General features: G+C 38.2%; 12 protein-coding genes, 1 tRNA gene and 1 pseudogene. 9 read left to right on the top strand and 5 right to left on the bottom strand.

The window, feature by feature from the left end; translation table 11 throughout:
* Positions 1–57 precede the first annotated feature (57 nt).
* The 3 genes from mraY to MUB24_RS05960 all read left to right on the top strand — a co-directional run bounded on the left by mraY (position 58) and on the right by MUB24_RS05960 (position 2,256).
* A complete protein-coding gene (mraY, locus tag MUB24_RS05970) occupies positions 58–1,014 on the top strand; it encodes a phospho-N-acetylmuramoyl-pentapeptide-transferase (RefSeq protein WP_244702314.1) in 957 nt (318 codons plus the stop codon).
* A gap of 325 nt (positions 1,015–1,339) precedes the next feature.
* Positions 1,340–1,693 carry a GNAT family N-acetyltransferase gene (locus MUB24_RS05965; protein WP_244702426.1) on the top strand — a complete coding sequence of 118 codons (354 nt, stop codon included), beginning with the start codon at positions 1,340–1,342 and terminating at the stop codon, positions 1,691–1,693.
* The gene (locus MUB24_RS05960; protein ID WP_244702312.1) at positions 1,690–2,256 is read left to right on the top strand and encodes an HAD-IA family hydrolase; all 567 of its coding nucleotides are present in this window, start codon (positions 1,690–1,692) and stop codon (positions 2,254–2,256) included. Before MUB24_RS05965 ends, MUB24_RS05960 begins: the two co-directional genes overlap by 4 nt.
* A 231-nt stretch (positions 2,257–2,487) precedes the next feature.
* On the opposite strand, the gene MUB24_RS05955 is transcribed toward MUB24_RS05960, so the two are convergent.
* Positions 2,488–3,411: a glycoside hydrolase family 43 protein gene (locus MUB24_RS05955; RefSeq protein WP_244702311.1), complete on the bottom strand. Its 924-nt coding sequence runs from the start codon at positions 3,409–3,411 to the stop codon at positions 2,488–2,490.
* Between the two features lie 446 nt (positions 3,412–3,857).
* Between MUB24_RS05955 and MUB24_RS05950 the strand changes: the two genes are divergently transcribed.
* A complete protein-coding gene (locus MUB24_RS05950) occupies positions 3,858–4,121 on the top strand; it encodes a carboxylesterase/lipase family protein (RefSeq protein ID WP_244702309.1) in 264 nt (87 codons plus the stop codon).
* 188 nt (positions 4,122–4,309) lie between these two features.
* Here the strand turns inward: MUB24_RS05950 and MUB24_RS05945 are convergent, their stop codons facing one another.
* Together MUB24_RS05945 and MUB24_RS05940 are read right to left on the bottom strand one after the other, a co-directional pair.
* Positions 4,310–4,825: a DIP1984 family protein gene (locus MUB24_RS05945; protein ID WP_244702307.1), complete on the bottom strand. Its 516-nt coding sequence runs from the start codon at positions 4,823–4,825 to the stop codon at positions 4,310–4,312.
* Positions 4,826–5,091: 266 nt separating this feature from the next.
* A complete protein-coding gene (locus tag MUB24_RS05940; RefSeq protein WP_396426699.1) occupies positions 5,092–6,411 on the bottom strand; it encodes a solute carrier family 23 protein in 1,320 nt (439 codons plus the stop codon).
* Between the two features lie 210 nt (positions 6,412–6,621).
* Between MUB24_RS05940 and MUB24_RS05935 the strand changes: the two genes are divergently transcribed.
* Both MUB24_RS05935 and MUB24_RS05930 read left to right on the top strand, forming a co-directional pair.
* Entirely contained in the window at positions 6,622–7,596 is a 975-nt protein-coding gene (locus tag MUB24_RS05935) for an aromatic ring-hydroxylating oxygenase subunit alpha (RefSeq protein ID WP_244702304.1), read from the top strand.
* 157 nt (positions 7,597–7,753) lie between these two features.
* Positions 7,754–8,512 carry an RQC-minor-1 family DNA-binding protein gene (locus MUB24_RS05930; protein ID WP_244702302.1) on the top strand — a complete coding sequence of 253 codons (759 nt, stop codon included), beginning with the start codon at positions 7,754–7,756 and terminating at the stop codon, positions 8,510–8,512.
* Positions 8,513–8,757: 245 nt separating this feature from the next.
* Here MUB24_RS05930 and MUB24_RS05925 read toward each other — a convergent pair whose 3' ends face one another.
* Together MUB24_RS05925 and MUB24_RS23605 are read right to left on the bottom strand one after the other, a co-directional pair.
* Positions 8,758–9,315, bottom strand: a complete 558-nt coding sequence (locus MUB24_RS05925; protein WP_244702300.1) for a DUF7686 domain-containing protein — start codon at positions 9,313–9,315, stop codon at positions 8,758–8,760.
* A gap of 16 nt (positions 9,316–9,331) precedes the next feature.
* Positions 9,332–9,418, bottom strand: a pseudogene (locus MUB24_RS23605) (SEC-C metal-binding domain-containing protein); the annotation flags it as partial.
* Positions 9,419–10,936: 1,518 nt separating this feature from the next.
* Between MUB24_RS23605 and MUB24_RS05915 the strand changes: the two are divergent.
* The 3 genes from MUB24_RS05915 (at position 10,937) to queG (ending at position 13,106) form a co-directional block, all read left to right on the top strand.
* Positions 10,937–11,010: transfer RNA gene (locus tag MUB24_RS05915), tRNA-Gly, on the top strand.
* A gap of 164 nt (positions 11,011–11,174) precedes the next feature.
* The gene (locus MUB24_RS05910) at positions 11,175–11,477 is read left to right on the top strand and encodes a metal-sensing transcriptional repressor (RefSeq protein ID WP_244702298.1); all 303 of its coding nucleotides are present in this window, start codon (positions 11,175–11,177) and stop codon (positions 11,475–11,477) included.
* A 483-nt stretch (positions 11,478–11,960) separates the two neighbouring features.
* The gene (queG, locus tag MUB24_RS05905) at positions 11,961–13,106 is read left to right on the top strand and encodes a tRNA epoxyqueuosine(34) reductase QueG (RefSeq protein WP_244702296.1); all 1,146 of its coding nucleotides are present in this window, start codon (positions 11,961–11,963) and stop codon (positions 13,104–13,106) included.
* Positions 13,107–13,504 lie beyond the last annotated feature (398 nt).

The raw sequence follows: 13,504 nt of genomic DNA, 5'->3' as shown, positions 1-13,504 counted from the left end.
CTCTTCATAAAAATCCACTCAAAAAACATGCTATTTATAGAGAAGGGAGTAGGGAGATTGAAGGGACAAATTATATCTGCATTGATTTCATTTATCTCTGTTGTAGCTTTATCACCGTTACTGATTACATTTTTAAGGAAAAGGAGACTTATTCAACCGATAAGAAAAGAATTACCCTCTACGCATCAGTTAAAAAAGGGTACGCCATTAATGTTTGGCATAATCCTATTTGTCGGACTCATCATTGCCTTGCTTTATTTCCCCACGCCCCTTATGTTTTTACTGGCGGTTATTTATATTTTGTTTAGTTTTATCGGCTTTTTAGATGACTTTTGGAAAGCTTCCAGACAAGACCCTGGAGGTGTATCTGGTAAGACAAAACTCATTTTTCAATTTGGATTCACTGGAATTTTGCTCTTTTACATCATTTGGAAATTGGGAATAGATACAGAGATTCATATTTATAAGCAGATTTCAATCGATTTTCCAATGGTTCTTTATATCGTTGTGATTGCCTTTTTTGTAGTCGGATCCGCAAACGCTATCAATTTCACTGATGGATTGGATGGGCTTTTAGGTGTTGTTGCAATCCCTACTTATTTTTTCTTTTTTATGATATCAGAAAGGCCGGAGGTACAAACATTCTGTTTGATCATGATCGGCTGCTTGCTTGGATTTCTCATTTACAATATTTTTCCGGCGAAAGCGTTTATGGGAGACACGGGCTCTTTAGCAATAGGAGGATCGCTTTCCTTTCTTGCGGTTCTTGAAAAAGTTGAGATATTAATCCCCATCTTATTTTTTATCTATTTTGCAGAACAATTATCGGTCATTCTACAAGTGGGCTATTTCAAACGGACACGTAAAAGGCTGTTCAGAATGACACCCATCCATTACCATTTTAGCCTAAAATATGGATGGTCGGAAACGACAATTGTCATGATATTCGGAATTGTGTCCTGGTTTTGTACGTTTATCTGTTACGCATATTGGAAATACATTCTTCATCTATAAAAGGAACAAATGTCATCCCGACCAGAAAAAGCGGTAACCAACCAAGACTGACGATTAGAAAAAGAAAAAAAGGACGTGTATCTGCGATCACATACAGCGAAGTACCAATGAAAATTCCAACAAATAAATAAAGTAAGGATATTTCCATTTGTTATCAGACTCCTTTTTAATATTATAAGAGAAAACATGAAAAAGGTTTGTGTTCAAGTGGAAAAGTCAAGAAAATCCTTGCATAGATGGAGGAGAAAATTTTAAAAAAGGGGATGATCACTTGACAGTAAAATATTTGTTCCACTTTGAAAAGGCAATCAAAGCGACGGAGCTAATGAAGCTATATAGGGACGCAGGCTGGTGGGAGGGGAGAAATGAGCAAGATATCGAACAAATGTTACGAACCACATTATCCATTGGTGTATGGGATGGAGAAACTTTAATTGGGTTTGCAAGGGCAGTATCAGATGGTCATTTTAGAGCATACATAGAAGATGTTGTCGTGCACCGGGATTATCGAAAGTCGGGGATTGGAGTAAAACTTGTATCAAAACTGTTAGACGATCTTTCTTCTATAGATGTGGTCAGCTTATTTTGTGAGGAGCAATTTATCCCTTTTTACGAAAAAAATAACTTTAAGCATAGCCACTCACAATTGGTCATGCATAGAAAGGGGACATTCACTTGAATATATTATGGGATTTTGACGGCACCCTTTTTGATACATATCCCGTTTTTACAAAGGTACTCAAACAGGTGATGAATACCGATATTTCAGAAGAAGAAATTTATGCACAAATTAAGGTCTCTTTCTCACGTGCAATTCAGTATTTCGAGTTAACAGAAGAGCAAATGAATAACTTTATTGTACTTTACAACCAGCTACCAACAAACGAGTTTAAACCCTTTAAAGGTGTTGAGCAAATTTTGCAGTACGCTCGAAAAAATGTCATTATGACGCATAGTAGCCGCATGGAAGTTCTGAAAATTATAAACAATTATGGATGGGCAAAATATTTTGACGAGATTGTTACGGCTGACGATGGCTTCCCGCGTAAACCCCATACGGCTGCTTACGAGTATCTTCAGCAAAAATATTCGCTTGATTTAGTTATTGGGGATCGACTCATCGATATTATTCCCGCAAAAAAACTGGGAATCAAGACATGCCTATTCCAAAATGAAGAATGGGGGGCTGATTATTATTTGAGCTCTTATGAGGAATTTTTTGAACAGGTGAAAGAATGTTGACGAGTGTACCGAAATACAAAAATATTTTGACGAAGTCTAATAAGGAGGAGCATTCAATAAATAGGCTTTTCGGCTATTGAATGCTCCTCCAAATTTACGACGAATGTTTAAATTTCTAAGGTTTTGACTTAGCCTTTCTAGAAGGATAAATTTTGGACTAGCTGAGAAAGATGGTGTCAGCATTTTTCTTATGATTGGACAAGCTCAGCGCAACCTTTTCAAAGAAACAGATTAGTCATTTTTTAAAGGTGTGTATGGTGCTCCCTGAAACGTAATAGTAACAGGCTCTATGGTTCCATCTTTGTTAAAAGATAAAGAGTCTATACAAACTTCGCGGTGATTGGCATCGGTTTCTGTTAAAGGTCTTCTGTGATAGACAATATACCAATCATCCGTCCCTGGGATTTGGAACATGCCGTGATGTCCTGCCCCTGTTGCCACTTCAGGATTTTGTTGCAAGATTTTTCCGACGCGTTTAAAAGGCCCCAGCGGAGAGGTGGACATGGCATAAGCAACGGAATAATCAGGGCCACCCCAACCGCCCTCAGACCACATAAAATAATAAATATTTTCCCGTTTGATCATGCAAGGCCCCTCAATAAATCTTTCGGGTGTAATCTCCTTATAGGTAGATCCATCTTCAAATGAGCCTAGGCTGATCATATCATCATTGAGCATGACAACATTGCAATGTCCCCATCCACCATAATATAAATAGGCTTTTCCATCATCATCGATAAAAACATGTGGATCAATGGGTTGTGCCCCATAGTGGATTTGATCAATTAAAGGTTTTCCAAGTGCATCCTTAAATGGACCTGCGGGAGAATCAGCGATCGCTACACCGATCCCGCCCAACTCTTCATTGCTTTGAATATCATTGGCGGCAAAATAATAGTAATACTTTCCGTTTCTCTTAATGGGAGATGGTGCCCACATAGCTCGCTTCGCCCATGGAATATCGTCTTTTTTCAAGATGCGTTCAACCTTAGTCCAGTCTACTAGATTATCAGAATAAAAGGCATCAAAAAAAAGCTGTTCATCATAGGGTGCTGAATAGGTTGGGTAAATCCAGTAACGATTATCGAAAATTCTTGCCTCTGGATCAGCATACCATCCTGGGAATAGTGGGTTTCCTGAAAAAGTTTTTTCCATATATGTATCTCTCCTTATCATATTCTTTTATCTCTTTTTGCTTAAAGCCATTATACCAGAGTTCAAGATTATGTAATCATTTAGTTGACAATTATTTGGCTAATAATAAAATTTACAATGAGAAAGAGTAGTAAGCAAAAAGATCCACACAAGAGAGGAGCAAAACCTCATTAATAATATTTCTAAAGTTATAAATCTATTTATGCGCCCAAAATTGGGCTCTTCCTCAGATTTTGGGTGTTATGAACCTGTCTATGCGCCCAAAATTGGACCTTCCGCCTGATTTTGGTCGTTATAAACCCGTTTAATCGCTCAAAGTTGGACCTTTCATCAGATTATGGTCGTAATGAACCTGTTTATGCGTTAGTTTTGAAAAGATACCCTTATAAAAGACGATATGTAAAATGATTGTACAATCGCTTTCTCCGGAAGGGTGGAATGATAGAATGAGTGTGAAAACATTCAAGGATATTTTCTATGGCCCTTATGTACGAAATAAATTAGATGCGTACATTATTGAAAATAGGAAAAATCCTACACCTGTGTTGTTCTTTTTTCATGGGGGCGGATATATAGGTGGAGACAAAAGTGATTTGTTGACAAGTGATTTGATACAAGAATGTCTAGAGGTTGGCATTTCTGTTATCACTTGTAATAATAGGATAAACGAGATATCTAGGATAAAAAAGGGGCGCCTCTCAGTCGATTAATCGACTTTTGAGCCGCCCCTTTCATAGAGGGAGAACAATTGGAATCCAATAAAATTTTTTGCGATTGCCTAAGTTGGTGATTGGTAATGGGTTATCAGGTAACGGGGAACGGGTCATTGGTTGTTCTTCACCATTAAAGATAAGGTTCTCCACTCTATGCCTTGACAAGGAGTCTCACCTTGTCAAGGTTAAAAGTATTTATCATCATCAAATTCAAGGGTAATGGAATAGTTCTTTGCATTAATTAAATTTGAAAGTTTATGCGCCTGTTTTTCTAATTGAAGTGCCTGAATCCGATATTCCTCCGGCTCAAACAAAGCGACTTGATAGACAGTTGTATTATCAGCGTAGCCATATTGAATTTCTTCCTTTTGCGCAGAACCAAGTTCTTTATACATCCGTGCTTTTGCCCGTAATTGTGTGGCTAGTTCGATGGCTTCTACAAGTGTCAGTTCTTTCTCTTGATAGGGAATAGTATGATCGATATTTGCTCGATACATTAGCTTATCTAAAAGTCGTGTATCCGCGCGAATTTCATCAAGTTCTTTTTCTACATCAAACAAGGATCTAGAAATGGGTCCGATTTCTTCTCCTTTTTCAATGGTCACAAAGGCAACTCGGCGAATTTCTTCTTCTAGTTCATGAATTCTTTTCGTTAAAATACTTTTGAGTTTCACAGCTTCCGCTAAATTGATTTTCGCCATAACCAGTCTCCTATCTTTTCCGTTCTTTTTCAATAGTTTACCATATTGAACATCAAAAGTGTAAGCAGAAGGTTCTTGGGAAATAAGCGTAGCACAAGCTGAAAATATGAAAAAATCGGCTTTGTTTTTGGGCATATTGAAACGCCTCTAACACTTCTTCATTGGTCACTACGACATACTACGCACGACCTGTTGTTTGAACTACACCCTATAGACTTAACCCCCCACCAGAATAAAGTTATGAATGGCTACGTTTTGCAACTAAACTAATTCACTAGTTTTACTTCTTGCTCTAACGGTGTCCTCGCTTTTTGATTCGGAATGAATAAGTTTAATAGAACGGTAGCTAAAGCCCCGACTGTTGTGGCGGAAGATAAAATATAATTGGCCCAGTCAGGAACATTGTTTAAAGCTTCCGATGGTAAAATGGTGACCGCAATCGTTAATAAAATGGGAATGCCAATAATCATCATGGTACGGTCATCAATAACAATAGGTTGAATGACTTTCATTCCATTGGTCACAATCGCTACACAGACGATTCCAAAGATGCCATTGATAACAGGTTCTGGAATACAAGTAATGGCTGTTGACAGCTTGGGGATAAGGCCAAGACAAACAAGGATTGCTCCGCTTGCCATTATGACCATTCGACTAGCCACACCTGTGATCGCAAGTAATCCAGCATTTGAGGAGTAGCCAGTCATAGGTGTACTACCAAATAGGGAACCGACTAGACATCCAAGTCCTTCACCCACGGAAGCACGATTTAAACGCTTGTCATTAAGTTCTTCTCCCGTAATAGAAGAAACGACAAACCATGTTCCGGTTGTCTCTAGTAATATGATGAAATAGACGAAGACCATTGTAATAATCGCACTCACATTAAATACAGGTTTTCCAAAAGGAAAAAAGGAAGGCAATGAAAACCAACTCGCTTCTTTCACTGGTGAAAAATCGACGCTGCCGAAGAAACTTGCTGCGATCGTTCCAGCTATAATCGCAATAATGACGGATACTAAACGAAAAAACGTTCCGATACCACGCATATTACGCCCAAGCAGCATACAGATAATTAATACCGCAGCTGAAATAACAGCGATAAGAATATTTTCGCCAATATTTCCTTCTGCTTGATAAATATTGTTCAATCCAGTGGGCATTAAAGAAATGCCGACAATGATAATGACTGTTCCACCGACAAGAGGTGGAATAATTTTTCTTACGGCTTTTGCAAACCATCTTACTGGATAGCCGATCAGGGTAATAATAATCGCGCCAGGAATCAGACTTCCGGCAATTGCGCCAAGCCCAAGTTTCCCGCCAATCGCTGCAATCGCTCCGATCGGGACATAGGAAGGACCTTGTACAACAGGAAGTTTAAGGCCTGCTCCTGTTTGAATTAAAGTAGCGATTCCCGTTGCGAGAAAACACATTTGTACAAAAAATGAAGTGTTTTCCGTACTTAAGGAAAGAAGGCCAGCAATAATGATCGGAGCGATGTATAAATCCATTGCTAATACATGTTGTAAACCAAGAATAAATGCTTTTTGATAACCAATTTTCTCATTAACGCTGATGAGCATGTTATTTTCTGCTTTGTTCTCCAATCTTTTATCGCTCCTTTTTAGTAAAAAATAAACATTTACCTTGGATTATATATAAAAACAATTCATTTGTATATAAAAAACGAACGTTTTTATTTATTTATATAAAATAGTTCGCATTTAATCTTGACCGTTTCATGAGAAATTATTAAGATAGAAGCAGGAGATCAAAATCTGGAGGGTTTAAAAATGTTGGAGGATAAAGTATTGCAACAGGACTGGCTTGTTGCTTGCCGGTCAGAAGATGTAAAAGAAAGGCCCATTCAAATTGTGTTAATGGGCGAACGTCTAGCGATTTTTAGAAATAGTAAAGGTGTCCATGCCTTTAAAGATCTTTGTATTCATAGAGGTGCTGCTTTATCGCTTGGGGAAGTGAAAAATGATTGTTTGGTCTGTCCTTATCATGCTTGGGAATATAATGATAGTGGAGCCTGTGTGAAAATACCCCAGCTTCCAGAGGGAAGACCGATTCCCCGAAAAGCAAAAGCAATTTCCTATGCTTGTCAGGAAAAATATGGTCTGATTTGGGTCAATCTTGCTGGGAATGATCCTGAGTTTTTTCACTATAAACCAATGGAAGAAACAGAATTCCACAACGTGATTTGGGGTCCGCAAGAAGTGGTTGCAAAACCTCCACGTATTATTGAAAACTTTCTAGATGTTGGTCATCTGGCTGTCGTCCATGAGGGGTATTTAGGTTCAGAAGAGCATCGCGAAGTTCCGGATTATAAGGTTCATCGAGAGGGGGACAGGATCTACTCAGATGAAATTGCGATTTTTCAACCTGACCCAGATGGTTCTGGTCAACCAAAATATGTTTATTATACGTATGAAATTCATCGCCCATTGACGGTGAGCTTTACAAAACGAGATCGGGAAAATAATACGCTCATGACAATTTTACTGACTGTTCGCCCTATTGATGAGGAAAAATCGATGGCCTATGGCATTTTATCTTTTAATTATGATACAGGCTTATCCGATGAAAAATTAATTAAGTTTCAGGATGAAATTTTTACACAGGATAAGCCGATTGTGGAGAATCAAAAACCGGAAGAGCTTCCCCTAGATCTCCAAATTGAATTATCACTTATTTGCGATCGTGTCAGTATCGCCTATCGACGGTATTTAAAAGAGCTTGGAGTAGAGCTTGGAACAGCATAATGATGGAAAAAGGCTTACTATCGGAAACTTTAAACCGAAAGTAGGCTTTTTTAAACCAAATAAATTATATTTCACTTTAAAAAAGGAGAAGCAACTATTAAAATGAAAATAGCGTTATGACGGTAAATAAATCTTTTGGCCATAAAGGATGGTTAATATGGATGCGAATATAAAACGATTAACCGAACAGGAAATTCTAGCGATTTTAAGGGCAGCAGATGAACTAATAGGACAAGGTGGGCGAACTCTTCTCGCCAAAATTTTAAAAGGATCACGGGAAAAGAAAGTGGTAGCATTACAATTAGATCGGTGTCCTGTTTATGGTTATTTTCAATCAGAAACGTTGGCTGTGATTACGGAGAAGATTGATTGGATGATTAGCCATGATTTTCTAGACATTGAGTATTTTGGCAAGTTACCGATGATTGTTTTTACGGATCGGGGCTGGGAGATTGAAGCGGATCAGCGTGCAGATGAATTTTTAAGTGAATGGAATGAATGGTTGGCAAAGGATCAACCGATTCCCGATATGAGTTATTTAAAAGACCGCAATCGCAAAATGATTTTTTTATTTCTTGAAAAAGTGAGAGAAACAGGCGACACAAAATATATTCCTTATCTTGAAGAATGGAAAAAAGTGGATTATAAAAAGGTGAAAGCTGAAATTTCGACAACGATTCATGCTTTGACCTCAGGTAAAGGCATGGACGAGCTATCTGCACATACGAGAAAAAGAGCAATAGAAGAAGCATTGCTAGGAGAGGGGCCACAAGACTTTCTTATAAAATGCTGGGAATGTGGGAAACGTTTTACCTTCACAATCGGTGAACAACAGTTTTATAAACAGAGAGGATTAAGTCAACCAAAGAGATGTGAAGAATGTCGATTAAAACGTAAATTTGGGGAAATTTTTTAGAACGCATTCTTAATTTTTAAATGGGAAAAGCAAGTTTTTGACATGTTGAAAAATAAATAGAAACAAATAACCCAAGCTTCTGAGTTCTGAGTGTGTTAGGAAGCTTGGGTTTTGCTTCTTCTACTATCGGGGTTTCCGCTTCTTGATTTGGAATGAATAAGTTTAATAAAACGGTGGCTAAAATCCCGACTGCAGAGAGAGTGCGCGGCAATTTGAGGTTTTTTATTCCAGCCCGAGAATACAGATTATTCAAATTCATCCGTGATATCCACTATATCTAATCGAAATTGAAAACCTTCCTTACTCATCATCATTTTTCCAATTTCTTCCCATGTATACGGCCTACCGTCAATATTCAATAATGGCGTGTCACTTTCCTCATTATATTCAATTCTTCCAATCACTCGGTCGCCAACCATCGTTAGAAAACGGTGGCCACTAATCTTTTCTTCCTCTAGATAGGTGTTGGCAACGCCATCCTTTACTTTTTTAACAAGCTTTTTAAATAGCATTCTTTGATTACAGTCAAACTCACCAAGAACGGAAAACTTATAGCCATCCATTTTATTTTCAACTGCCTCCATGGAAATACCCGTTGGCATAAAAATTTTATCTATTGCAAAAGTACGGATGTTTCCACCTCCATCCTTAATTGAAATAGCTTCGGGATATGTTTCCACTGTAACCCCAATTTCAGATGCGATCATCTCATTAAAACAGTTCGTACAAAGTACTGCTTGCTCTGTTTTTCCGGACAACGCTATTTTTGTATTTTCATTTCCGCATCGGTCACAAAAACTCATAATTTTAACATCCTTTCTACATACAGCAACGTTTATACTTCTTTCCGCTTCCACATGGGCATGGATCATTACGTCCAATCTTTTCCGGTTTTACAATAGGTTGATTTGCTCCCATTTGGATAAAAAGATCTGATATGCTATTGGAAGGGGCGTTTTCGGGTAACGTATTTCCCATCTTTTTCAGGTGATTACATGTAAAATGTCCGAACGGATTCATTTCAATAGAAGCAATCTCATAATAGCTTTCGTATTTTCCTTCTTTTAATTGATAGTCTAGATTAAATAAACCAAAGTATTCGATGATGGGGAGGATGTACAGAAAAAAATGATCCGCGGAACCGATGAAGCCTCCCGTGAATGTTTGATTTATTAGCGATATACCGAGTCGATCCTCCTTAAGACTGATTTTCTCCCCAACGGGAAATTGTGAAAGGACATCTGCTAAATTGGAACGTCGCGCCTGAGTAATTTCAATTCGGCCGCCTGTATGTGATGGTTGGATTTCATGCCAAGATAGTTGGTTCCATAACCCGTCCATCATTAAAACGAATTTTTCCTCATGGGATAATGCCTGATAATGAGGAAGAAGCTTCGTCGGTATTAGTTTATTCCCAGTTATTCGATATAGTTTTAAATGTTCACCCAGTAAATAGAAATAATGATATAATCCGATATCCTCTTGGTTTAATGTCGGCTTGCTAAACAACTGTAGATTTAGTAACTGATCCAATTCTTTCCAAAAATTCCTTGTGATATGCTGTCTCGTACTTGTCAGTTTTACGTTTGCTTCACTTTGAATTTTTTCAAGGAAAGCAGAAAAGGCGAACACGGCGATTGGGGCTTCAAAGTTTTTCTCCATTAGTAATTGGACAAAGTTGGGATCAATATTTAGCTTTTCATCGCCTGTCAAACTATACTCGTCCTCTATTTCCTCAAGGTATTGGTATAAATCATTGTTAAAATGCCATTCTTCCAAATCACTTGATGAAAAGTAAGTGTCAAAGCGATGCAAAAAGAATTCCTTCTGTTTACATACCATTTTAATTTCATCAAAATCCTCTTTACTTAGATATCCATTTTCATACGCAAACTTTGCAAATTTTTTAAATGAGGTTAAGTAAGGAGCAATGTCGCTTTGCTTGCTATCTAATACTTTTCGAATATAATAGTCTCCTAGAAAGTCTATGATATAGTCGGCGTGTATTTCCTCTAAATTCACACCACGATGATACAAATAGATTTCTGCAAAGAATCCCAGTCGCCTCACATGGCGATTAACGGTCTCGATTTTTAGTCCTTGGTTTTCAGATAAGTCAGTAGAAAATGCATCTAGAGTCTTGCTGAGATTTTCAAAATAGTTCTTTTCAGATTCTTTCTCTTCTGTCAAATCATATAGATTCATTCATATCCCTCCGAGCTTTAGATACTTATCTTTATTCTATCACACACGAGCTTGTCGTTTACATATTAGAAAGAACGTGAAATAGAACTTGTTCGGCAAAATGATGATAAAGGGACGGCTCCTCCAGTGGAAACTTCTATACGAAAAAAATTGTGGCGAAACTTGCATTTTATTCCCTAATTTTGTATACTATTAAAGTGAACTTTTTCAAAAAGGAATGCGGGTGTAGTTTAGTGGTAAAACTACAGCCTTCCAAGCTGTTGTCGTGGGTTCGATTCCCATCACCCGCTCCATACATACCAACGCAGGGTTTTGTTTTATAAAAAACAAGGCTTTGCGTTTTTTTATTGCCAGGAATTTTAAAATTAGTTTTGGATAATAGTTCTCAATGATAGTAGTTGAAATGAATACCTTGTAGGGGTATAATAAAGATATATAATAAAAGGAAGTGATCCATTTGGATAAATTCTTACATGATCACCCAAGTAAACCAAGAACACAGGATGAAAAACAAAAAGTTATTAATCGTTTAAAACGTATAGAAGGCCAAGTTCGTGGAATACAGAAAATGGTAGAAGAGGACCGTTATTGTGTGGATATACTAGTGCAAATTAGTGCCATCCAATCCGCTTTAAAAAATGTAGGTTTCGCTATTACTGAACGACATATTAACCACTGTGTCAGTGATGCGATTAAACAAGGTGAAGGAAAAGAAACAATTGAGGAATTAATGAGTGTTCTGAAGCAGTTTTCCAAGTAAGGAAAAAACTCTTAAAAAAAACTATAAGAATCAGTGATGCAATTCGGCAAACGCGCCTGAGGTCGTACAACCAAATAAACCGTAATGAATAAGAGACGGGGGCTGTTCAGAAAGTCAGTGCAAACTGAGTTTCTGGACAGCCCTTTTTAAAAAGGTAAGAAAAATTGGCTAGTCTGAGGATCTAGCTCCAGCGCCTATTTTCATAATTGATCTGTACGCTTTGATTAGAAATACAAATGGAATAAAGGAGAACGCTGTTGGTGCAAGTGCATCGTTTCTAGGTAAGTGGGTGCAGGATTTGTTGGCAAAAATCCAAACAGAATTCCTATACAATCAACATTGTTTGAAAAGCGTGGTCAAAATGATCGCGCTTTTCTTATGCTGAATGAATGAGTTGAAGAAATCGTATGTGCCCGGTAGAATAAGGATAAAATGTTTCTTATAGTTTATAGCTATCATTCAAAAGAGGAAGGGGACGAGCTTATGGATTATCATCAGCTTAAAAAAGATATTATCCAATTTAGTGAACAAATTGGAATTGATAAAATTGGATTTGCCAGCTCTGATCCTTTTATCGAGATGAAAAATAAATTAATCAGACAACAAGAACTTGGGTTTCAATCAGGTTTTGAACATAAAAATATCGACGAACGAACAGATCCTTCCTTGATCTTTGATCAGCCGCGCTCCATTATTGCGATCGCGCTTGCTTATCCTTCGAGAATGGACAATCCGCCGCGTGGCAAAAAAGGAGAGAGAAGGGGCATATTTTGTCGTGCTTCATGGGGGACTGATTATCATCTCCTAGTTCGTGAAAAAATGGAACAACTGGTTGATTATATTCAAAGTCGGGTGCCAGAAAGCAGATTAAAGTCAATGGTGGATACAGGCGAGTTAGTCGATCGTGCTGTAGCGGAGAGAGCGGGCATTGGTTGGAGTGGAAAAAACTGCTCAATTATTACGCCAGAATTTGGCTCCTATGTGTATCTTGGTGAAATGATTACGGATCTCCCACTTGAACCAGATGAACCTCTCCATGATCAATGCGGAGAATGCACCATGTGTTTAGACGCTTGCCCAACTGGAGCCTTGGTCCAAGCAGGGCAATTAAATGCACAGCGCTGTATTGCTTTTTTAACTCAGACGAAGGACTTTTTGCCAGATGAATTTAGGACAAAGATTGGGAATCGTTTATACGGTTGTGATACATGTCAATCTGTTTGTCCAAAGAATAAGGGGATGGATTTTCATCATCATGAAGCGATGGAGCCGGAACCGGAGATTGTGAAACCACTTTTAGATCCACTTTTACATTTGTCCAATCGACAATTTAAGGAAATATTTGGGGAGCTGTCAGGTTCATGGCGCGGGAAAAAACCAATCCAAAGAAATGCGATTATTGCGTTAGCCCATTTTAAAGAAAGGGATTCTGTCGGTACATTAGTTCAAGTTATGAAAGAAGACGTACGTCCGGTTATTCGTGGTACCGCCGCCTGGGCTTTAGGGAAAATTGGTGGGGAGGAAGCGAAAGAGGCATTGATTCAAGCAAAAAGTCAAGAACAGGATCAATCTGTTTTATTAGAGATAAATAAAGGATTAGAGTTTTTTGGTGCAGAGAACGAGGGATAATTTTCGTTTCTTTGAAACTGTATGATTTTTACTGTTTGCCGAAACAGAAGAGGATATTAAGGAAGCTAATGGAGATCACAAAAGAAAGAACAATAGAATTAGGAATAGGAAATACTTTCAAAAAAAGGAATTATATTTGTACTACTTTTAACCAGCTTACGAACCTTAACTAAGGTTTATAAGCTTTTTTTATCTTGCGTAAAGCTGCATCGGAAACAGCGAATCGGCTGGTTGTGCCCGGAAAAGGGATCCAAGGCCAAAAAGGTAACAGCGGATCGGTTGGTTGTGCCCGAAAAAGGAATCCAGGGCCAAAAAGGTAACGGCGGATCGGCTGGCTGTGCCCGAAAAAGGGATCCAGGGCCAAAAAGGTAACAGCGAAGCACAGGGTGTGGGGAGAA

The sequence above is a fragment of the Lederbergia sp. NSJ-179 genome, assembly GCF_022867885.1.
Lineage (GTDB): Bacteria > Bacillota > Bacilli > Bacillales > Bacillaceae_C > Lederbergia.
This window is presented reverse-complemented; position numbering and strand designations above follow the sequence as displayed.

Coding starts and splice junctions, on each gene's coding strand:
- MUB24_RS05945 (WP_244702307.1), bottom strand. CDS start 4,825: ATGGCGAAAATCAATTTAGCGGAAGCTGTGAAACTCAAAAGTATTTTA.
- MUB24_RS05935 (WP_244702304.1), top strand. CDS start 6,622: ATGTTGGAGGATAAAGTATTGCAACAGGACTGGCTTGTTGCTTGCCGG.
- MUB24_RS05940 (WP_396426699.1), bottom strand. CDS start 6,411: ATGCTCATCAGCGTTAATGAGAAAATTGGTTATCAAAAAGCATTTATT.
- MUB24_RS05965 (WP_244702426.1), top strand. CDS start 1,340: ATGAAGCTATATAGGGACGCAGGCTGGTGGGAGGGGAGAAATGAGCAA.
- queG (WP_244702296.1), top strand. CDS start 11,961: ATGGATTATCATCAGCTTAAAAAAGATATTATCCAATTTAGTGAACAA.
- MUB24_RS05925 (WP_244702300.1), bottom strand. CDS start 9,315: ATGAGTTTTTGTGACCGATGCGGAAATGAAAATACAAAAATAGCGTTG.
- MUB24_RS05930 (WP_244702302.1), top strand. CDS start 7,754: ATGGATGCGAATATAAAACGATTAACCGAACAGGAAATTCTAGCGATT.
- MUB24_RS05955 (WP_244702311.1), bottom strand. CDS start 3,411: ATGGAAAAAACTTTTTCAGGAAACCCACTATTCCCAGGATGGTATGCT.
- MUB24_RS05950 (WP_244702309.1), top strand. CDS start 3,858: ATGAGTGTGAAAACATTCAAGGATATTTTCTATGGCCCTTATGTACGA.